The 18,597-nt window shown below is 42.3% G+C and carries 21 protein-coding genes; 11 read left to right on the plus strand and 10 right to left on the minus strand.

All coding sequences use genetic code 11. From position 1 onward, the window contains the following. The first annotated feature begins 198 nt into the window (after window positions 1–198). Window positions 199–1,437: an aminotransferase class I/II-fold pyridoxal phosphate-dependent enzyme gene (locus tag Q1A18_RS04370; protein WP_299577705.1), complete on the plus strand. Its 1,239-nt coding sequence runs from the start codon at window positions 199–201 to the stop codon at window positions 1,435–1,437. Between the two features lie 6 nt (window positions 1,438–1,443). On the opposite strand, the gene Q1A18_RS04375 is transcribed toward Q1A18_RS04370, so the two are convergent. After that, the gene (locus Q1A18_RS04375) at window positions 1,444–3,042 is read right to left on the minus strand and encodes a PAS domain S-box protein (RefSeq protein ID WP_299577706.1); all 1,599 of its coding nucleotides are present in this window, start codon (window positions 3,040–3,042) and stop codon (window positions 1,444–1,446) included. Window positions 3,043–3,911: 869 nt separating this feature from the next. Between Q1A18_RS04375 and Q1A18_RS04380 the strand changes: the two genes are divergently transcribed. Together Q1A18_RS04380 and Q1A18_RS04385 are read left to right on the plus strand one after the other, a co-directional pair. Beyond that, the gene (locus Q1A18_RS04380; RefSeq protein WP_299577707.1) at window positions 3,912–4,973 is read left to right on the plus strand and encodes a rhodanese-related sulfurtransferase; all 1,062 of its coding nucleotides are present in this window, start codon (window positions 3,912–3,914) and stop codon (window positions 4,971–4,973) included. Continuing rightward, on the plus strand, window positions 4,966–5,973 hold the full coding sequence (locus tag Q1A18_RS04385) for a tRNA-dihydrouridine synthase (RefSeq protein ID WP_299577708.1): 1,008 nt from the start codon (window positions 4,966–4,968) through the stop codon (window positions 5,971–5,973). Before Q1A18_RS04380 ends, Q1A18_RS04385 begins: the two co-directional genes overlap by 8 nt. On the opposite strand, the gene Q1A18_RS04390 is transcribed toward Q1A18_RS04385, so the two are convergent. Further along, the gene (locus Q1A18_RS04390) at window positions 5,970–6,329 is read right to left on the minus strand and encodes a NifB/NifX family molybdenum-iron cluster-binding protein (protein WP_299577709.1); all 360 of its coding nucleotides are present in this window, start codon (window positions 6,327–6,329) and stop codon (window positions 5,970–5,972) included. The two genes, Q1A18_RS04385 and Q1A18_RS04390, sit on opposite strands and share 4 nt — an antisense overlap. A gap of 89 nt (window positions 6,330–6,418) precedes the next feature. On the opposite strand from Q1A18_RS04390, the gene Q1A18_RS04395 reads away from it, so the two are divergent. Both Q1A18_RS04395 and Q1A18_RS04400 read left to right on the plus strand, forming a co-directional pair. Continuing rightward, on the plus strand, window positions 6,419–6,967 hold the full coding sequence (locus Q1A18_RS04395) for a PepSY-associated TM helix domain-containing protein (RefSeq protein WP_299577710.1): 549 nt from the start codon (window positions 6,419–6,421) through the stop codon (window positions 6,965–6,967). A gap of 24 nt (window positions 6,968–6,991) precedes the next feature. Next, the gene (locus Q1A18_RS04400) at window positions 6,992–7,555 is read left to right on the plus strand and encodes a hypothetical protein (protein WP_299577711.1); all 564 of its coding nucleotides are present in this window, start codon (window positions 6,992–6,994) and stop codon (window positions 7,553–7,555) included. Window positions 7,556–7,588: 33 nt separating this feature from the next. Here Q1A18_RS04400 and Q1A18_RS04405 read toward each other — a convergent pair whose 3' ends face one another. Then, the gene (locus tag Q1A18_RS04405; RefSeq protein ID WP_299577712.1) at window positions 7,589–7,954 is read right to left on the minus strand and encodes a methionine-R-sulfoxide reductase; all 366 of its coding nucleotides are present in this window, start codon (window positions 7,952–7,954) and stop codon (window positions 7,589–7,591) included. Between the two features lie 142 nt (window positions 7,955–8,096). On the opposite strand from Q1A18_RS04405, the gene Q1A18_RS04410 reads away from it, so the two are divergent. Further along, complete coding sequence (locus tag Q1A18_RS04410; RefSeq protein WP_299577713.1) at window positions 8,097–8,786, plus strand: pseudouridine synthase; 690 nt, start codon at window positions 8,097–8,099, stop codon at window positions 8,784–8,786. 38 nt (window positions 8,787–8,824) lie between these two features. Here the strand turns inward: Q1A18_RS04410 and Q1A18_RS04415 are convergent, their stop codons facing one another. Together Q1A18_RS04415 and Q1A18_RS04420 are read right to left on the minus strand one after the other, a co-directional pair. Next, window positions 8,825–9,475: a hemolysin III family protein gene (locus Q1A18_RS04415; protein ID WP_299577714.1), complete on the minus strand. Its 651-nt coding sequence runs from the start codon at window positions 9,473–9,475 to the stop codon at window positions 8,825–8,827. 425 nt (window positions 9,476–9,900) lie between these two features. After that, window positions 9,901–10,287: a DUF302 domain-containing protein gene (locus tag Q1A18_RS04420; RefSeq protein ID WP_299577715.1), complete on the minus strand. Its 387-nt coding sequence runs from the start codon at window positions 10,285–10,287 to the stop codon at window positions 9,901–9,903. A gap of 417 nt (window positions 10,288–10,704) precedes the next feature. Here Q1A18_RS04420 and Q1A18_RS04425 point away from each other — a divergent pair, with 417 nt between their 5' ends. Further along, complete coding sequence (locus tag Q1A18_RS04425; protein WP_299577716.1) at window positions 10,705–11,958, plus strand: DEAD/DEAH box helicase; 1,254 nt, start codon at window positions 10,705–10,707, stop codon at window positions 11,956–11,958. Window positions 11,959–12,063: 105 nt separating this feature from the next. Here Q1A18_RS04425 and Q1A18_RS04430 read toward each other — a convergent pair whose 3' ends face one another. The 3 genes from Q1A18_RS04430 to Q1A18_RS04440 form a co-directional block, all read right to left on the minus strand. After that, the gene (locus Q1A18_RS04430) at window positions 12,064–12,837 is read right to left on the minus strand and encodes a class I SAM-dependent methyltransferase (protein WP_299577717.1); all 774 of its coding nucleotides are present in this window, start codon (window positions 12,835–12,837) and stop codon (window positions 12,064–12,066) included. Window positions 12,838–13,137: 300 nt separating this feature from the next. After that, on the minus strand, window positions 13,138–13,617 hold the full coding sequence (locus Q1A18_RS04435; RefSeq protein ID WP_299577718.1) for a DUF456 domain-containing protein: 480 nt from the start codon (window positions 13,615–13,617) through the stop codon (window positions 13,138–13,140). Further along, window positions 13,617–14,444, minus strand: coding sequence for a type II CAAX endopeptidase family protein (locus tag Q1A18_RS04440; RefSeq protein ID WP_299577719.1), 828 nt, complete (start codon window positions 14,442–14,444; stop codon window positions 13,617–13,619). The genes Q1A18_RS04435 and Q1A18_RS04440 overlap by 1 nt, the downstream gene beginning before the upstream one ends. A gap of 384 nt (window positions 14,445–14,828) precedes the next feature. Between Q1A18_RS04440 and rpmB the strand changes: the two genes are divergently transcribed. The 3 genes from rpmB to Q1A18_RS04455 are packed head-to-tail and all read left to right on the plus strand — an operon-like array spanning window position 14,829 to window position 15,426. After that, complete coding sequence (rpmB, locus tag Q1A18_RS04445; protein WP_299577720.1) at window positions 14,829–15,071, plus strand: 50S ribosomal protein L28; 243 nt, start codon at window positions 14,829–14,831, stop codon at window positions 15,069–15,071. An 11-nt stretch (window positions 15,072–15,082) separates the two neighbouring features. Next, entirely contained in the window at window positions 15,083–15,265 is a 183-nt protein-coding gene (rpmG, locus tag Q1A18_RS04450) for a 50S ribosomal protein L33 (RefSeq protein WP_299577721.1), read from the plus strand. A gap of 8 nt (window positions 15,266–15,273) precedes the next feature. Next, window positions 15,274–15,426: a DUF4295 domain-containing protein gene (locus Q1A18_RS04455; protein WP_299577722.1), complete on the plus strand. Its 153-nt coding sequence runs from the start codon at window positions 15,274–15,276 to the stop codon at window positions 15,424–15,426. A 98-nt stretch (window positions 15,427–15,524) separates the two neighbouring features. Here the strand turns inward: Q1A18_RS04455 and Q1A18_RS04460 are convergent, their stop codons facing one another. Both Q1A18_RS04460 and Q1A18_RS04465 read right to left on the minus strand, forming a co-directional pair. Next, window positions 15,525–16,295, minus strand: coding sequence for a TIGR03915 family putative DNA repair protein (locus Q1A18_RS04460; protein WP_299577723.1), 771 nt, complete (start codon window positions 16,293–16,295; stop codon window positions 15,525–15,527). Between the two features lie 4 nt (window positions 16,296–16,299). Next, window positions 16,300–17,607, minus strand: coding sequence for a putative DNA modification/repair radical SAM protein (locus Q1A18_RS04465; RefSeq protein WP_299577724.1), 1,308 nt, complete (start codon window positions 17,605–17,607; stop codon window positions 16,300–16,302). Window positions 17,608–17,747: 140 nt separating this feature from the next. On the opposite strand from Q1A18_RS04465, the gene Q1A18_RS04470 reads away from it, so the two are divergent. Beyond that, window positions 17,748–18,506 carry a LexA family transcriptional regulator gene (locus Q1A18_RS04470; RefSeq protein ID WP_299577725.1) on the plus strand — a complete coding sequence of 253 codons (759 nt, stop codon included), beginning with the start codon at window positions 17,748–17,750 and terminating at the stop codon, window positions 18,504–18,506. Window positions 18,507–18,597 lie beyond the last annotated feature (91 nt).

The following is an 18,597-nucleotide window of genomic DNA, read 5'->3' on the forward strand; positions in this document are numbered from 1 at the left end:
GATTGGCAGTTGGTTTTTGAAGGGCATTTAAGCATTATTATTTATTGATCTGCAATTGTTGTAAGTGGCTTTAAAATAGCTTGTTTTTGTAGCAGTTGAGCGATTGCGATTTGCTGTTGCTGAAATAGGGTGCTCTTTCTTAAAACTGATTTCGTTTCCAGCTGTTATCTTTGGGGTGTATAAACAAGCAAAGAAAGAATGAAAAAGAGTTTTACTACCCGATCACTTCATGTTCCGTTTCCGCGGAATGATGCGCATAGAGCGCTGGACATGCCCGTTTATGAAACTGTTGCTTATGAGTTTGATTCTTCGGAAAGCATGTCGGCCAATTTCAGAGGCGAGCTTCCGGCACATGTTTATTCACGAACAAGTAATCCAACAGTCGAATATTTCGAGCAGAAGATGAAGGCGCTGACCGGAGCGCATCAGGTGTTGGCTGTTGCATCGGGGATGGCTGCCATCAGCAACACAATTCTATCGGTTTGCAAAAGTGGCGACAACATTATTTCAGGCAATCATCTGTTTGCCCATTCTTTCTCTTTGCTTGATCAAAGTTTACGAAACTATGGCTTGGAAACACGGTTTGTCGATACCACCCAATCGCATTTGGTGGAGCGACTGATTGATGAAAATACCCGGGCAATTTACTTTGAAACAGTTACCAACCCGCAGTTGGAGTTGGCAGATATTTCAAAACTGTCGGCCGTTGCGCGCAAATATAATTTGCTGTTAATAGCAGATAGTACCATTACTCCTCCGGTCGTTTTTAATGGCCGCTCTCTAGGAGTCGATATCGAAGTGATGTCAACGACCAAGCATATTTCTGGTGGAGGTACGTCCTTTGGAGGGGTGATTCTGGATCATGGAAACTATGACTGGTCGCTTAACCCAAACCTGAAATCACTGACAGAAAAGTTTGGGAAAGATACTTTTATGGCACGTTTGCGGAAAAATTATTTCCGAAATACGGGGGGCGCAATGTCTGCACACACTGCTCACTATCAGATTCTGGGACTCGATATGCTGGAGCTTCGTTTCGAGCGTTCGTATAGCAGTTGTATGAAGTTGGGTGAATTTTTGACCCGGCATCCCAAGGTTTGTGGGCTTACTTATCCCGGGCTGAAAGGTTCCAAGGATTATGAGTTGGCCGCAACTCAGTTTCAGGGAAAGCCAGGAACGATCCTGACATTTGAGCTGGAGTCGGAAAAGGCTTGCTTTACCTTCATGAATCATCTGCAAATGATTCGCCGTGCAACCAACTTGAACGACAACAAATCGTTGATCATTCATCCTTGGTCAACCATTTTTGTGGAGTTTTCGGAGAAGGACCGAAAGGCCATGAAAATCAGCCCAACGGCCATGCGTTTGTCAGTGGGGATAGAGGCTGCGGAGGACTTGATGGAGGATATTGAGCAGGCCCTGAAAGCAATAGCATAAAGGCGTTTAAGCAGGCCGGTAGGGGATATTGAAGAAAAAGCAGGATCCTTTGTCTCTTTCAGATTCAAGGCGGATCGTTCCATCAAGCATCTCAACATAGGCTTTGGAGATCGAAAGTCCAAGGCCTGCACCTTCGTAGGCTTTGGAAACCGATATGTCAGCCTGAACGAAACGATTGAATATCGCAGCTTGTTTTTGGTCTGAAATACCAATGCCTGAGTCTTTGACGAAAAAATGAAGCTGATTACTTTCGAGTTTACAACCAAACTCAACCCAGCCGGCTTTGGTGTACTTCAGCGCATTGTTCAGCAGGTTGGATAAAATGGCAAAAAGCTTTTCCTGATCGGTATAAATCAAGGTATGTTTCTCCGGAAGAGGCTTCGTGCAACGAAGAAGAAGGTTCTTCCTTTTGGCCATGGGTGAAAAGAAGGTCAGCAGACGCTGGAACTCTTCATTGACATTGACTTTGGAACTAACGACTTTCATTTGGCCGGATTCAATCTTTGAAATATCGATGATTTGATTGATCAGGTTTAGCATGCGTTGGCCGCTTTCTTCAATGACTTTGATGTATCGCTGTTGCTCCCTTTCTTCTAAAAAAGGTTCTTTTAAAAGGCTGGCAAATCCAAGAATACCGTTCATTGGAGTTCTTATTTCATGACTGATATTGGCCAGGAAAGCGGACTTTAACCGATCGCTCTCTTCTGCGTGATTCTTGGCTTCAATGAGTTCTTGTTCAGCGCGCTTTCGTTCGTCAATATCTCTCATGGAGCCCTCTATTCCGATTAAGGTTCCATTGTCGTCAAATAGTTTGTGCGCATTTAGCGAAACGTACTTAATGGCGCCTTTTTTCGTTTTTAGCCGAACTTCGTAGTCCCAAGCTTCCAGATGTTGCTGAATTTCCTCGATCAGGAAGTCATATTCTTCTGGATGTTCAAAAAAATGAAAGGCATGATGACCGATCAACTCAGAAGGGGAGTAGCCAATCATGCGAGATATGGAAGGGCTTACTTCTAGAAAATGGTTATGTGTATCAATCTGGAAAAATACATCCTGAATATTTTCAAAGATCTTACGGTATTTCTCTTCGCTTTGCCTGAGATTTTCTTCGGCTTTTTGTTTTTGCTTTTTCAGTTCGGTTTCAGCCAGGGCTTGTTTGATGGCCGGACTTAGTCGTTGAAGATTCTGTTTCAGGAGGTAGTCATTGGCCCCAACTTTTAACATTTCAACAGCTATCTCTTCGCCCAGAGTGCCTGAAACAATGATAAACGGAGTTTCAGGATAGTGTTCGGCGCATAATTGCAAAGCGGCAATCCCATTGTATCCGGGTAAATGATAATCAGCCAGAATAATATCAAAACTGGCTTGTTGTAAAGCTTTTTCAAAATCAGCTTCGCTATCCACGCGGGTGTAGTCGATACGCCAGCCATCTCTTTTCAGAGCCATCAACACCAGTTCAGAGTCTTCGGGTGTGTCTTCCAGATGAAGTATTTTTATCGGATTAACTTTGACATTATTGGTACTTGCGGGAACCTGAGCAGTGTCATTCCCCGAAGAGTTAGTATTTTTACCTGTGTTTTTTTGATTGTAGTTTTCCTTCTCCATTACCTGTATTTTGCGCTTTATTCATAGCAATTACTGCTGTAATTCCAACACCTTCTATCTTAAGCCGATTTAATCTTTGTCCTATTGAAAGACTAGTCAGCAATATTTCCTTTCTTGTTCTTCTTGTTTAAGCACACGCACAAGTAGGATTAATCTTCGATGTAAATTCTTGAAAGGATGGTATAAAAAACTGTCAAGTGTGAAAATAATCCTTGTCAACCAAATATAATTAATCCGTATGTAATTTGCTATTAATCAGGCAGAAGTTTTTGCCTGAATGTCGTCAGCAGGAGAACAATTACAAAAAAGAAGTGGGTGTATTCTAAAAACGCTTATGAGAATAAAATTCGTAAAATTTAATTTATAGATAAATAACATGAAAGAACCCTGTTTATTCCGAAGGATTGTTGTGAAGGGTGTTTATAGGCTAAGATCCTTATTGACTGGTTGGTGCAAAAAAAAGCGGGTTACCATCGTCATGATAACCCGTTGTCCATAATTTAGTTTAGTTAGACCAGAAAATAATTATTGGTTTAAAAGAGAAAAGGTATCTATAATTATTTCATTTAAAAGCACTTGTTTTTAAATGCTCTGCTAATATAGCATATATTTCATTCCAATATTAAAAAAACCTTAAAATTTCTTAACAAATAGAAAACACAGCCGATTTCGGCTATTATAAATAATTGTTTTTCAGGGTGTAAAAAATGCCAATATGTTATAGAATATATTTGCATTTATAACCAGCATTTTCGGAAAATGAGCAAAAAAGGGCTGAACAGTTTACTTCTGCCAGTAGAGAAACACATTTAAAGATGCGCTACTCCTATATGGAAGGATTTTTTATCTTTGCAGCAAAATTTAGCAAGATGCATTTGTATAACCGATACAGTAAAAAGGAGTTGACCAGGCGCTTGAATGAAGAGACTTTCAAGCGAAGAACGATTTCATTTTACCGCTATGTAGCGATTGATGAGCCTCAGGAGTTCCGGAATGAGCTTTATTTTCAATGGGATAAGCTTGGATGTTTGGGGCGCATCTATGTGGCCCGGGAAGGAATTAATGCCCAGATGAGCGTGCCGGAGCAAGCCTTGCCTGCATTTCTGTCGCATTTGGAAGAAATGGAGCAGCTCAAGGCTATGCCGATCAAGTATGCCATTGAGGATGACGGTAAGTCATTTTATAAGCTGACCATTAAAGTGCGTCCGAAAATTGTGGCCGACGGCTTGGACGAACGTGCTTTTGATACCACCAATGTTGGAACCCATTTATCGGCGAAAGAATTTCATGATCTGGTTGATCAGCCGGACGTTTTGCTGGTGGATATGCGCAACCATTACGAGAGTGAGATTGGCCATTTCAGAGGAGCTATTTGCCCTGAGGCGGATACTTTTCGCGAAGAAATTGAAATGGTTGTCAATGATTTGAAGGAGCAAAAAGAGCGTAAGATCCTGTTGTATTGTACGGGAGGTATACGTTGTGAAAAAGCAAGTGCCTATTTGAGACACCATGGTTTCAGCGATGTTAACCAACTGCATGGAGGTATTATTGAGTATGCCCGGCAAATTAAACAGCTTGATCTTGAGTCAAAGTTCATAGGTAAAAACTTCGTTTTTGATCAGCGCTTGGGGGAAACGGTCAGTGGGGAAGTGATTGCCCACTGTCACCAGTGCGGACGTAAGTGCGATACGCATACCAACTGCGCCAATGACTTGTGTCACATCCTCTTTATTCAATGCGAGACCTGTGCTCTGCAATACGAAGGCTGTTGCACTAGTGAGTGTCAGTCGGTATTGCATGCCACGGAAGAAGAGCGCTTGTTGCACGTTCAAACTTTCAAACGTAAATTTGGCAACCGAAAAAGTTTTCGAAAAAGCATTGATAACCGGCTAAAAACAGAAAGCCAAAGCGCAACCGTTGAGCATGACTAATTTTTGGAAAGAGATAAAAGCTCCAATCATGGCCTTGGCGCCTATGGAAGATGTTACCGACACTTCATTTCGTGAGTTGGTAGCCCGCATTTCATATCCCGAATGTTTACATCTTTTGTTTACTGAGTTTACGGCAGTAGACGGAATGAATCATCCGAAGGGGAAGGAAAGGGTTTCAGAGCGCCTGATTGTGAGTAAAAGTGAACGGGAAGTCCTGAAGGAAAAAGGGATTAAACTGATTGCTCAGATTTGGGGGAACAAACCAGAAGTTTTCCATAAAATTACCAAGGAGATTTCGGAAGAGTATGATTTTGATGGGATAGACATTAATATGGGCTGTCCGGTTAAAAATGTGGTAAAACAAGGATCATGCAGTGCACTGATCGATCAGCCTGCTTTGGCGCAGGAAATTATTCTGGCTTCGAAAGAAGCAACCAAGCTACCTGTTTCAGTAAAAACAAGAACCGGAATCAGACAACACGAAACGGAGCGCTGGATTAATCAATTGCTGGAGACGAAACCGGCCGCCATCACGCTGCACGGGCGCATACAAAAGCAGCAGTCGGATGGTGAAGCCAATTGGGATGAAATAGCCAAAGCTGTGGATTTGCGCGATGCTTCAGGGCTTGAAATTCCTGTTTTGGGCAATGGCGATGTGCTTTCCTACGCCCAGGCCGTAGACTATACGCAACAGTATGGTGTTGATGGGGTCATGATTGGACGAGGGATTTTTCACAATCCCTGGTTTTTCAATTCAACTCCGCAAAATCCTACCCGGGAAGAAAAACTGGAACAACTTGTTTTTCACACCCGCTTGTTTGAGGCCAACTGGGGAGGTGTAAAGAATTTCAATATCCTTAAACGGTTTTACAAAATCTATGTCAATGGGTTTGAAGGTGCTGCCCATTTGCGCACCAGCCTAATGGGCGCTAATTCATTTGCCGATGTTTATCAGTTGATTAGCGCCCAGGTTCAATTCGCTGATTTCACTCAATCTTAATGCGAGCAACTTTGATGTTCAGTACAAATTGAAAGGTCTGCCGGAAAGTCTTTCGCTTTCCATTTGGCAATAACTTCTTCTATCGTTCCCTGGAAACCGGGGATTACCTCAATATGTTGAGACTTCAACTTATTAATGGCGCCTTGTCCAATTCCTCCTGCCAAAAGCAGTTGAACGCCCTCGCTGGCTAGCTCCTCGGCCAGGTTGCTTTTGCAGCCACAACTTTTATCGGTTGCTTTCGGACTCACCCGGATTATATCAAGCTGTTCGTTTAACTCAACAATGGTTAAATATTCGCAATGACCAAAGTGGTTATCAATGCTGTTCTCTTTTGAAGGGATTGCTATCTTTATCATCTTTTTTATGATTAATTTTTGTTTATTTTCGTTGCAAAATTCGATACAAATATAATGAACTTAAGTTCGAAATAAAGAGAAAAATGAACATGAGACGTTTTTTGAGGAAATGGCATCGGGATTTAGGGTATTTCATTACGGGAATCTTATTGATTTACGCCGTTTCAGGGATCGCGCTAAATCATCGGAAAGATTGGAATCCCGATTATTCTGTTGTTTCTGAATCCATTCAGCTAAAAAAAGGGGAGTGGAAAACATACAGTTCAGAAGAAATCGGGCAGCTTTTGCAGCAATTTGAGGCAGCCCCGGTTTACAAAAAGCACTTTAACAGCGACGAGGGTGTGGTGAAAGTATTTGTTGAGAACGGAATGGTTATTTTCGACCCGACAGGTGGGCAAGCCAAGTTGGAGCTGCTGCTGAAACGACCGGTCTTTTATCACATCAATAAATTGCACATGGCTGCTACCTTAAAAGCCTGGGTGTGGGTTTCCGATGTATTGGCTGCCATTCTGATTTTTGTCGCCTTGTCCGGCTTATTTATTCTAAAAGGCCGAAATGGCTTAACAGGCAGAGGTTTGTGGCTTACGCTGCTGGGGATTCTGCTTCCGCTGTTTTTTATTGTATTTTATATATCTTGATCATCAAAAGAAAAACCACTACGTATGAGAAGACTAAGCTTTATTCTGGCGATGCTGCTGATTGGCTCGGCATGCCAGCAAACCTCGAAAAAGTCGGAAGCGGCTTCCGAAGAATTAACTGTATTTACTGTTGATGAAATTCAGCAAAAAGGCGATGCATTTGTTGGAAAAGAAGTGCTGATAACCGGTATGGTATCGCATGTTTGCAAGCACGGTGGCGAGCGTTGTTTTCTGATGGGAAGTAGCGAAGATGCAACCATTCGTGTTGAAGCCGGCAATCAAATTGGTTCATTCAATCAGGAGCAAATGGGCAGCGACCTGAAAGTAAAGGGAATTTTGCAGGAAATCAGAATTGACGATGCCTATGTGGCTGAAATGGTTGCAGAGCTGGAAGAAGAAGGAGTTGCCAGCAACGAAGATCATGCCTTAGGCCATGACGGCGAAGGTAATCATGAAGTGGACGGAGGTAACCACAACCGGGATCAGCTGGAGCAAATTGCTGAAATGCGGGAAAAGATTGAGGCTACCGGCAAAGGCTATTACTCCATTTTCTATTTGGATGGGATTACAAGCGAAGAGCTGCAATAAATTATTCGAAGGCTGCATCATTTGCAGCCTTTTCTATTTCTTTTCAGCAACAAAGCTTAGCGAAACCGAATTAACACAATGGCGTGTGTTTTTCGGAGTAAACCCTTCGCCTTTAAAAACATGCCCCAAGTGTCCACCACATTGGGCGCAGGTTATTTCAGTTCGTCTGCCGTCTGCATCAAGTGTCTGGTGGACTGCTCCTTCAATTTCATCGTCAAAACTGGGCCAGCCACAGCCTGAGTCAAACTTGTCGGTCGATCGGTACAGTGGTGCATTACATTGCCTGCAGCAATAGGTTCCGGTCTCCTTATTTTTGTAATATTTCCCGGAAAAGGCCGGTTCAGTTCCTTTGTACCGGATTACATGCTCTTCAAATGGATTCAAGGGATTTAGTTTCATTGTTATTCTTTTTTAGGCCTTGGTGGCCATTTTTCTGCTTTATTTAAACGAGACAGCTGGATTTATGAATTTGTTTAGTCAGATATGTTAAAAGTAAGGTATCTTGCAGCCGCAAACAAAAACAACCCATTTAAAACGCCTCATGGATATACCAATTATTTTTCAGGATGACCATTTACTGGTGGTGAATAAACCTGTTGATTTACCTGTGCACAAAAATGATTTTATGCCGCACGATGCTCCATACCTGACCAAGTTGATTGGCGATGAAACCGGTCAGTGGATTTATAACGTGCATCGGCTGGATTCAAAAACTTCAGGCCTGATTATTTTGGCCAAATCCTCAGAGGTGGCGCATGATTTAACCCTTCAGTTTGAGCGCAAGGAAGTTGTAAAGGAGTACGCCACTATTGTGCTGGGAGAAGTAGCCGAGGAAGGTGTTTTTGATGAGAAAGTGGTGGTAAAGAAAAAAAGCAAATTCAAGAAAAGTGCGTTGACGCGTTTTCAGAGAATACGTACGGTTCAAACTGCCATTTCGTATAAGGAGCATACCAATGTGTGCTTGAGCTTGGTTCGCGTGCTGCCCGAAACCGGTCGCTGGCATCAAATCAGGCAGCATTTTGCTAAAAACCGGCACGACATTGTGGGTGATTCGCATCATGGCGACTTTACCCTGAACAAGTTGATAAAAGCCGAATGGGGGTTCAATCGCCTTATGCTGCATGCCTCCAAATTGGGCTTTACCCATCCGATTACCTGTGAAAAGCTTGAGTTTGAGGCAACACTCCCGGAGGAGTTTGAACAGTTACTTGAAGCTGTGGCAATCAAATAAATTCATAGCGGAGAACTGGCAAGGTGTGTTGTGCCCGCCTAAATGGGAAGTAAATACAAAAACGAAAAGAAATGACACACCGAGCCACCCAAAATAAACAAGTGAAAAACCAGGTGAAAAAACGGTACTTTGGGAAATAAGTAAAACAAGGCACCCACTGTGTAGCTCAGCCCACCAGCCAGCAAAAACCAAAGAGAAACTGGGGGTACGTTTTTGATCATAGGCACAATGGCGAACACGATTAACCAGCCCATCGCGACATAAAGCCAAGCTGACAGGTTGCGCCATTTGGATGAATAGAACCAGATTTTAAATACAATTCCTGCAACAGCCATTGACCAGATCAAGCCAAAAATGGTCCAGCCAATCCAGCCGCGAAGGGCAATCAGCGATATTGGCGTATAGGAGCCGGCAATCAAAATGTAAATGGCTGAATGGTCAAAACGGTTCAATTTTGCTTTTAGCCGCGGATTTTTAACGCCGTGAAAAAGGGTAGAGGCCAGGTAAAGCAAAACCATGCTGGCGCCGAACACGGCAAAACTTACAATGTGCCAGACGGTACCATAAAGTGCCCCAAAAACCGTTAAAAGGCATACTCCGGCAATAGCTAATGCGACACCAATTCCGTGTGAAACCGAATTGGCAATTTCCTCAGCCCGAATCAATTGTTTTCCTTTTCTTCTCACCATGCTTATTCGTTTGATTTCCACTTTTTAATTGGGGTATTTGGTCCTGTTTCTTACTGTTGACAAGACCTCAAAGGTATTAATTGTTCTTTTTGAATGGTAGCTGCAGGGCTTATTTGCCATCGCTTTTCATTAAGATCAGGCCTAAGTTCTTTGGACTTCAGTTTGTTGTGTCGTAACGCTTAAGTGTTTCTTATGTTTATTGGTTTACAGCTTTCTTGCAGTCTGAACTTCTGAAAAATGAAAGACAGGAAGTGTGGCGTCTTGCCGGTGATGGAGATTTGATTATTAGTGGTTTAATAAGGGCTGCATTTTTTGATTGCTTTCCAATGGATTTTTAAAAGAACATAAAAAGCAGATGATTCCACCTTTTTTTTCGAAAGGAGTTACAATCTGCTTTTCATGGGTAATTGGTTGGAAGCTGCTTGCTAAACGGCAGCAATAACGCGCTCCAGCCGACTGGTAATGTCCTCGGCAATTGTAGCCAGTTTCTGATTTTCCACCGCCATCATCGAGGCGATGGGGTTTACAGCAGCTACTTCAACCTTTTTATCCAAGGTTTCCTGAACAATTACATTGCAAGGAAGCATGGTGCCAATTTTATCTTCGGCTTGCAAGGCCTGGTAGGCCGCCGGAGGATTGCAGGCTCCAAGTATGCGGTATTTTCTAAAGTCGACATCCAGCTTCTCTTTCAATTTATCATGAATGTCGATTTGTGTTAACACACCAAAACCTTCTTTTTTCAGTTCATCCGTTACTTTTTCAACGGCCTGGTCAAAGGTGTAGTTCGTAATTTTTTCAATGTAGTACTTCATGTGCATTTTTGTTTTATGGTTTTTAATCTGTTTGGTTTTCCAGGACGAAATGGGCTGAGAAAGAATTCGTCATTTGTTCATTTCAGTCAATACTGTTAACGATTTTCACTTCTATTTGTTTAGGCTTCTTTACAAAGGCTTAACATAGCTGTAAACGAAGGGATTTGGGATCTCTGATCCGGGCTTAATTCTTGTTTGCCAGACTGAGGAGTAGCTTCAACCTGTAAGTTTTCAGCCCAGACTGAACTTATGTCCTTCCATGGATAAGGTATTGGTAATATTAAATCGGCGGCTTATAAGCAGTGCTGAAGAGTGCGATCAACCTAAGTAAGATTTAAATGCTACCTTTGCGCCCTTTATTTATCATCCCATCATTTCTAATTCAGTTTATTTTTAGGTGGGAACAAAAATTAGTGAATGACATTATTTGAAGAACTAGGAATTATTGAGCCTATCTTAAAGGCATTAAACGAAGAAAAATATACAGAACCAACACCCATACAAGGAAAAGCGATCCCAATTATTTTGCAACGCAAAGATGTACTGGGAAGTGCACAAACAGGAACCGGTAAAACAGCCGCTTTTTCAATTCCAATTTTACAACATCTTTTTCAAGAACAGCGCCAGCGAAACCATCAGCGTGCCATAAGGTCGCTGATTATCACTCCAACACGTGAGTTGGCCATACAGATTGGTGAGAGTTTATCGACCTATGGAAGATATACCGGCCTTAAGAATACGGTTATTTTTGGAGGCGTAAAGCAGGGGGCGCAAACCAATGCCTTGCGCAATGGGGTAGATATTTTAGTAGCAACTCCCGGGCGTTTGCTTGACTTGATGGACCAGGGATTTATCAAGCTGAACCACATTGAATATTTTGTACTGGACGAAGCCGACCGCATGTTGGATATGGGCTTTGTTCATGAAATACGGAAGATTATTGCCAAGCTTCCGACAAAGCGACAGTCGTTGTTTTTCTCGGCTACCATGCCTAAAAACATCATGGAGCTTTCGACCAAAATTCTGCATAACCCGGCCAAAGTAGAGGTTAGTCCGGTGTCGTCAACGGCGGAAACGATTAGTCAGTATTTGTATTACACCAACCGGGCAGATAAAAACAATTTGTTGGTACACATTCTGAAAAACCAGGACTTGGACCAGGTGTTGGTGTTTTCACGTACGAAACACGGAGCCGATAAAATTGTCCGTTATCTGAAAAAACATGGTGTCGAATCGGCTGCTATTCATGGCGATAAAGCCCAGAATCAGCGTCAAAAAGCTTTAGCTAAATTCAAAGATCGGGAAATTCGGGTGTTGGTAGCAACTGATATTGCTGCCCGTGGAATTGATATTGATAGGTTGAAGTATGTTATTAATTATGATATTCCTAATGTGGCAGAAACCTATGTTCACCGGATTGGACGATCGGGTAGGGCTGGTGACGAAGGGATTGCTATTTCGATGTGCGAACCAGAAGAAAACGAGTACATCAGGGATATTGAGCGCTTGATTAAACGTAAAATTGATCAGGTGAAGGATAATCCGTTTCCACAAACCGACAAGCCAATGACGGCCAATGAAAAGAAAGCCTTTGAAAAGGAAAAAAGGCAGCGTAGGCAAGAATTCTTTGCCAACAGAAACAAAGCACAAAATCGCTCATTCCGACGATAAACAAAGAAAGAAGCCTTGCAAGGGCTTCTTTCTTTGTTTAATGGGATTATTAAATAGAAGGATTGTCCAGTTTAAAGGAGCAATCCTTCCTTTATTTCAGATGGATTAAAGTTTCTTCCCGATGTAGAATACGTAGCCATAAAAGGCTTTGTACTTTTGGTATAGTTTTTCTTCATGGCGTTGGTTGGCAATAAACGCTTCTGCAGTTTGATTCCCGGCATGTTTTTTCAGAAAGGCTTCCTGTGCTGCAATTTGTGGCTTGTAAAAATGATCAAGCCAACACGTTTCAGGCAATATAAAACTAGCCACTGGAACATAGCCCGCATTTTGCATTTGAGCTACCTTATGGGGAATGGTGTCAATCTGAGGGTAGGCATCCTGCCAAAACTGGTCGATTTCGGCAGGGCGCTCGTCTGTAAACCACGACACTTCGGAGACAGCAATAAAACCGCCTGGTTTCAGAAATTTGCGCCACTCCTTTAGTCCTTGTTCAAAGCCAATATTGTAGATTGCTCCTTCAGACCAAATCAGGTCCAGTTCTTCTTTCTGAAAAGTGAGCTTGTCCATTGAGCTAACAAGTCCTTTTACTCGATGCTGTAGGTTCAGCCTGCTAGCATTTTGATAGAACAAGTCAATAAACAGTGGAAACAAATCAACGCCGGTAATTTGTCCGGGCGCGTGCTGCGCCAAAACCATGGTTTGTCCGCCAGTGCCGCAACCAATATCCGCAATACGCGATTCATCGGTTAGGTGATCGACAAAACTCAGGGCTTTTAGCGTCACTCCCGGGCTGCCAGGGCCTTGTCGGTCGATACTGGAAAAATACTCGCAGATTAGATTGAAGTCGAAATCGTGAATGGATGTATTATCGTTACTCATTGATGTTTGATTTTTAAAGGATTGAAACCATGCCCGATGAATTATCTGATTAGGGGGAAGGCCTCAAAATGTTATTAACAAAATAGACATGAAAATACCTCCGACAAATTTATGCCTGAGTTTAGTTTTGGGATAACCTGAGACACTATATCAAAGGTTATTTACCAGACCTGATCCATTTCAATTTTAAACATCAAACGTCTTTAGAATTGGTTAAAGGTAGAATTTTTTCCCGAAAACCTTGTTGGGTTAATATCAAGATCAGCTTAAATATAGGGAGTAATCATAAAATGAACCTTATCAGCTAGTCATTTCAGCAACAAAATACCAAGCCATCATACCAGATACGATGAGCTTGAGCAGGGTTCCTGCAAGGAAGCCAAGGAATGATCCCAAGCCGGAGCGAAAAGCCTCGTGCGACTGTTTCCCACTGCTCAATTCGCCCAGTACGGCTCCCAGAAACGGCCCGATAATAATGCCAAAGGGAGGGAAAAATACCATGCCGACAACTAAGCCAATGATACTTCCCCAAACACCGCGTTTGCTTCCGCCAAACTTTTTAGTTCCCCATATCGGAATAAAATAATCGAGCAGGTAAACCACGACAGTAATAACAGCCCAAAGAATTAAAAAACGGCTTGAAAAGTGGTATCGTCCGGTAATATGCAGCAGCAATAAACCAATATAACTGAGTGGAGGACCGGGCAATACGGGAACAACGGCTCCCAAAATACCACTAATCAGAAACAGGATGCCCAAGACAATTAAAACGTAATCCATTATGAAGAAAGCTGTTTGTTTGATTTATTTGAAAAGGTGGCCAGCAAGCCGATAAGAACCAGGCTGAACCCGGCGACCAGGTAGCTGATTGTTAATTGGTCTTCCTTTTCAAGCAAGAAGAAGGAAAACTGGGTCATTTCTTCCCAATATTCAATGGAAAGCAAAACCAGCAGATTATTGATGGAGTGCCCGATAATGCAGGCAAAGATATTTCGGGTAATGACCATAACCCAGCCCAGGAGCAGCCCAAGCAGGAAGGTGGCTGGAAATTGCCAGGGATTTAAATGAAACAAGGCGAAGAACAGGGCCGAAACAACAATCCCAACGATTTTAGGGTAGTTTCGCATAAAACCATGCATAATGACGCCACGAAAAATGAGTTCTTCAACAATGGGGGCAACAACAGCCACTTTAAGCAAGGCTCCCCAAAAACCGAAGTCATTTTCAAAAATCCGTGCGAAAAGCTCCCAAAACCAAGGCGGAGCCGGAAACACACGCTCGACTTCCCGGTTGATTTCTCCAAGAAACACATGAGCCGCTGCAAGAAATGTCAGGATTGGAATAAAGATAAGCAGGTTGAATCGTTTAGCCGGAAACAGCCTGCTGATTTTAGTTTGGGCTTTTCGGTAAGCAAAATACAGTATGAACAATATGGATCCGAGTGAAAGAACAATTTTTTTGATGGGGTGCGATAAATACTCGGTGCCATGATAATAGTCCCAAATGGCCAACGGAAAATCAACAACCGTTTGAATAAAGATGTAAAGGATAACCAAATGAGCGGCTCCTAAAATCGTTGGATAATGGCGTATTTGAGTTGAATTCATAGGTCAAATAAAACTTGCTCTAAAATAGCGGACTTTTCGATAAAAAGAAACAGGGCTGACGATTATTAGCAATCCCCGTCTGACTTCCTTCAACAGGATGTCGTCATAAATGTTTTTATAGTTAGGTAAAAGTATCTCTTCCATTTTGGTAATAAGGGCTTTCCTTAACTTCGGGAAAAGACTATCTTTGCTGGGCAATTGATTCTAGAAAAGTTGTCATTTAAGAGCCTGTTGACACAGAGGAAGAAAAACTTTTTGATTTTTAAACCATTAGTTGTTGAAAAAACCAAGAAAAAAAACCGAAACAATTTGATTTTTACAAGAAAAAACGCTTATTTTGCGAACTGTTTGAAAAATGTGTGATTCTGAATAAAAAATAAGACAATGTCAAAAGTTTGTCAAGTTACCGGAAAAAAAATGATGGTGGGAAACAATGTTTCACACTCAAAAAGAAGAACAAAACGTCGGTTTTTCCCGAATTTGTTCAAGAAGAAATTCTATCTTCCAGAGGAAGATCGTTGGATTTCGTTAACTGTTTCTGCAGCAGGTATCCGTACTATTAACAAAAAAGGATTAACTGCCGCATTAAAAGAAGCTAAAGAAAAAGGATTCGTAACGAATATTTAAAAGCGTAAACAATGGCTAAAAAAGGAAATAGAGTCCAGGTTATTTTGGAATGCACCGAGCACAAAGAAAGTGGTGTGCCCGGAACATCAAGGTACATTTCAACGAAAAACAGGAAAAATACGCCTGATCGTTTGGAGTTGAAAAAGTACAACCCAATTTTGAAAAAAGTAACTGTTCACCGCGAAATTAAATAAATTGAGATATGGCTAAGAAAGCAGTTGCATCATTGCAAAAAGGTGCCGGTAAAGGTTTTGCCAAAGTAATTAAAATGGTAAAATCAGAAAAAACCGGAGCATACACATTTCAGGAAGAAATCGTTCCTAATGAAATGGTTAAAGACTTCTTTAAAAAATAAAGATATTAGTTTGACTTAACGGAAAAGCTTCCATCATTTGATGGGAGCTTTTTTGTTTGTATACCTTTGGCTTGTTTTGTGATTAGGGCCTGTAAGTATTACTTGAGCGACTTTTCCGGAAGGAATTTCCAGTAGCGTTGGGGCATGTGTTGACGTTGCAGCTTAGGGTTCTTTCGTTCCTTGATGTTGATGCTGTCAAAATAGTTTTTCCAGAGTCTTTGATAATTGACTTCATTTTCCTGCAAGAGATTGGCATCTACTTTCCCATCCCATGCCGAAAAATTCTGTTCTGAAAGAACGATTTCCTGTGTTGTTTTCAAATCGTAATAGAAGCCATAATTTCGCTTGATGTCATAAATGATCCACTGCTGATCGGCAAAACGATTTTTAAAATGGTGAAGAACAAAAGGCAATACATCGAAAGCAGGCTCAACGGGGGCGAAGTAGATGCCATCTTTGGTTTCCTGAAATCTTACAAATTCAAGTAGCCGGGCTGTTTCCTGCAGTACCTGGCGTTCAATTTTTTTGAGTTGAAGTACATCGGCATCTCCGTAATCGGTTTCAATGCTAAAATTGTTGTCAAACAAACGACAAATGAAACGGTAAAGCATCATCTCAATGCCGGGTTGTTCTGATAGAAAAGTTCGGTAGGGCAAATCTTTATTGCGCCGATGGAGTTTTTTCTGCAGGCCTTTCCAAACCCTTTCTGCCTGTTTTTCATCGGTTGAAATGAATTGTTTTTCGGCAAACAGGATTTCTTGAAAAGCCGCTTCCCTGCAGATGTTTGCAGGGCTTAGGTCTTGCTGGTAACATTGAAAAATTACACTTAAGAAGCCTTCAAAACTTCCATCGTAAACCAAGTAAGTCATAGCATCAGTTTCTAAAATGAAGTTGTTTGGGAGTCTTGCTCATTCCCGTTTGAGGAGGAAATAGCATGAGCTGGGTGTCGCCAGCCTTTCTGCGTTTCATTAGGCTTTCAGCAATAATGTGGCTTTTTAGCTGCGCCGGATCCCAATCAGTCATTCGAGCAGGTAATTCGTTGCAGGTAATAAAGTACTGCGCACGCTTTAATACAACGCCTATTTTTTTGAGGTGGTAGCTCGTTAAGTGACGAAAGCGGCGGGCATCTACAATCATTCTGGCAGATTGCACACCTATGCCGGGGACCCGCAGGATCATGTGATAGTCGGCCTTATTGATATCAACCGGAAACAGGTGCAGGTTGCGGATGGCATAAGCCAGTTTGGGATCAACGTCCAAGTCGAGAAAGGGTTGTTCGGGACTCAATATCTCATCAGCAGAGAATTCATAAAAACGCATCAGCCAATCGCTTTGGTAAAGCCGGTTTTCCCGAACAAGTGGGGGAGTCTGAATGGCCGGCAACCGTTGGTCGTATTCATTGACGGGCAGGTAGCCCGAGTAGTACACGCGTTTCAGCTTTTGACGTTGATAAAGGTTGGAGGACAATTGCAGGATTTGCCGGTCGCTTTCGGGGCTGGCACCAACAATGAGCTGAGTGCTTTGGCCGGCTGGTGAAAATTTCGGTATATGCCTGAATTTTCGGCGTTCATCTTTGTATTGTTGAATTCCCTGATGAATCTGGTCCATTGGTTGCAAGACGCTTTGAAAATCTTTTTCCGGAGCCAGCTTCTTTAGTTGCTGTTCAGTTGGAATTTCAATGTTCACACTTAGCCGATCAGCATAGTGTCCGGCAGCCTGTATCAGCTCTTGACTGGCACCCGGAATGGCTTTCATATGAATGTATCCGTTGTAGCGCTCTTCCAAACGTAATTTTTTAGCTACCAGCATCAGGCGTTCCATCGTATAATCCGGATTCTTAATTACCCCGGAACTCAGAAAAAGCCCTTCAATGTAATTTCTTCGGTAAAAGCCGATGGTCAAATCAACAACTTCCTGCACGGTAAACGTGGCACGCGGACGATCGTTGGTGCGTCGGTTAATGCAATAGGCGCAATCGTAAATGCAATGATTCGTCATCAGAATCTTAAGCAAGCTAATGCACCGCCCATCGTCGGTAAAGCTGTGGCAAATGCCAGCCGCTACCGAATTTCCAACTCCTCCTGGCGTATTTCTTCTGCTGCTTCCACTCGAAGAGCAGGAAACATCATATTTAGCAGCATCTGCTAATATTTTTAGTTTTTCCTGAACTTTTTGAGTCATCTTGCCTTATCTTTACCCGTTAATTCAAGGATTCTGGCTCCTTATTGTTATAACAAAAATACTAATAATATTAGTACGTGCTAATATTTTTGGTAATTTTGTTAGGAAAGATATGATGGATTTTATAAAAAATTGAAGGTGTGAATTTCTTAGCTCAGAATATTAAATACTTACGCAGGAAAAAGAAGTGGACGCAACAGCAACTTGCGGACGAACTGGAGGTAAAACGTGCCTTAATCGGTTCTTATGAAGAGGGGAGAGCAACGCCCAAGATCCCGGTGCTCCAGCGTTTGGCGGCTTTGTCTGAATCAACCATTGATCGCCTGCTTGATACGCCCTTGGAGGCAGAGCGGGCCCTAAGCAAGGCCATGCCACGGATATTGCCCATTGTGGTGGATCAGGATAATGAAGAACTTATACCAATTGTTCCGGCTAAGGCGTCGGCTGGTTACCTGAGCGGTTTTGCCGATCCGGAATATGTGGGAGCATTGCCCCGTTTTTATATGCCTATTCCCGAATTGTCGCGAACTGCTACTTATCGGGTTTTTCAGGTTCGAGGGGATAGTATGTTACCCGTAACACCCGAATCTTATCTTTTTTGCGAGTATGTTTCGGATATCAATGACCTGCGCGAAGGGCAACCGTATGTTTTAATCACCAGGGAAGAGGGACTGGTTTACAAACGAGTATATTTCAAAACTGGAGATCAGCTGTTGCTGAAGTCGGATAATCCGGCCTATGAGCCTTATTCGCTTGATATGGAGCAGGTGCTGGAGCTCTGGAAAGCGAGAGGTGTTTTGAGCTTTGAGCTGCCGAAACCCGAAAATATTGAAGCCGCACACATTTCATCTGTCTTGAATGAGGTGAAAGAGGAAATTAAAAGACTTCGAAAGTCATAGTATAGCCTTCGTGTTAAGTCTTTCACATCCTCGCTGATTTAATTAAATTATATCATTCAAATTTCGTAAATTGCGCCACTCAAATTCAGAA

The sequence above is a fragment of the uncultured Sunxiuqinia sp. genome (assembly GCF_947495665.1).
Classification (GTDB): domain Bacteria; phylum Bacteroidota; class Bacteroidia; order Bacteroidales; family Prolixibacteraceae; genus Sunxiuqinia; species Sunxiuqinia rutila.

Bases quoted from the DNA above. Each gene is read 5' to 3' on its own strand.
- Q1A18_RS04400 (WP_299577711.1), top strand. From the start codon at position 6,992: ATGAGAAGACTAAGCTTTATTCTGGCGATGCTGCTGATTGGCTCGGCA.
- Q1A18_RS04390 (WP_299577709.1), bottom strand. From the start codon at position 6,329: ATGATAAAGATAGCAATCCCTTCAAAAGAGAACAGCATTGATAACCAC.
- Q1A18_RS04375 (WP_299577706.1), bottom strand. From the start codon at position 3,042: ATGGAGAAGGAAAACTACAATCAAAAAAACACAGGTAAAAATACTAAC.
- Q1A18_RS04370 (WP_299577705.1), top strand. From the start codon at position 199: ATGAAAAAGAGTTTTACTACCCGATCACTTCATGTTCCGTTTCCGCGG.
- Q1A18_RS04385 (WP_299577708.1), top strand. From the start codon at position 4,966: ATGACTAATTTTTGGAAAGAGATAAAAGCTCCAATCATGGCCTTGGCG.
- Q1A18_RS04455 (WP_299577722.1), top strand. From the start codon at position 15,274: ATGGCTAAGAAAGCAGTTGCATCATTGCAAAAAGGTGCCGGTAAAGGT.
- Q1A18_RS04395 (WP_299577710.1), top strand. From the start codon at position 6,419: ATGAGACGTTTTTTGAGGAAATGGCATCGGGATTTAGGGTATTTCATT.
- Q1A18_RS04425 (WP_299577716.1), top strand. From the start codon at position 10,705: ATGACATTATTTGAAGAACTAGGAATTATTGAGCCTATCTTAAAGGCA.
- Q1A18_RS04415 (WP_299577714.1), bottom strand. From the start codon at position 9,475: ATGGTGAGAAGAAAAGGAAAACAATTGATTCGGGCTGAGGAAATTGCC.
- Q1A18_RS04410 (WP_299577713.1), top strand. From the start codon at position 8,097: ATGGATATACCAATTATTTTTCAGGATGACCATTTACTGGTGGTGAAT.
- rpmB (WP_299577720.1), top strand. From the start codon at position 14,829: ATGTCAAAAGTTTGTCAAGTTACCGGAAAAAAAATGATGGTGGGAAAC.
- Q1A18_RS04420 (WP_299577715.1), bottom strand. From the start codon at position 10,287: ATGAAGTACTACATTGAAAAAATTACGAACTACACCTTTGACCAGGCC.
- Q1A18_RS04435 (WP_299577718.1), bottom strand. From the start codon at position 13,617: ATGGATTACGTTTTAATTGTCTTGGGCATCCTGTTTCTGATTAGTGGT.
- Q1A18_RS04460 (WP_299577723.1), bottom strand. From the start codon at position 16,295: ATGACTTACTTGGTTTACGATGGAAGTTTTGAAGGCTTCTTAAGTGTA.
- rpmG (WP_299577721.1), top strand. From the start codon at position 15,083: ATGGCTAAAAAAGGAAATAGAGTCCAGGTTATTTTGGAATGCACCGAG.
- Q1A18_RS04440 (WP_299577719.1), bottom strand. From the start codon at position 14,444: ATGAATTCAACTCAAATACGCCATTATCCAACGATTTTAGGAGCCGCT.
- Q1A18_RS04380 (WP_299577707.1), top strand. From the start codon at position 3,912: ATGCATTTGTATAACCGATACAGTAAAAAGGAGTTGACCAGGCGCTTG.
- Q1A18_RS04405 (WP_299577712.1), bottom strand. From the start codon at position 7,954: ATGAAACTAAATCCCTTGAATCCATTTGAAGAGCATGTAATCCGGTAC.
- Q1A18_RS04430 (WP_299577717.1), bottom strand. From the start codon at position 12,837: ATGAGTAACGATAATACATCCATTCACGATTTCGACTTCAATCTAATC.
- Q1A18_RS04465 (WP_299577724.1), bottom strand. From the start codon at position 17,607: ATGACTCAAAAAGTTCAGGAAAAACTAAAAATATTAGCAGATGCTGCT.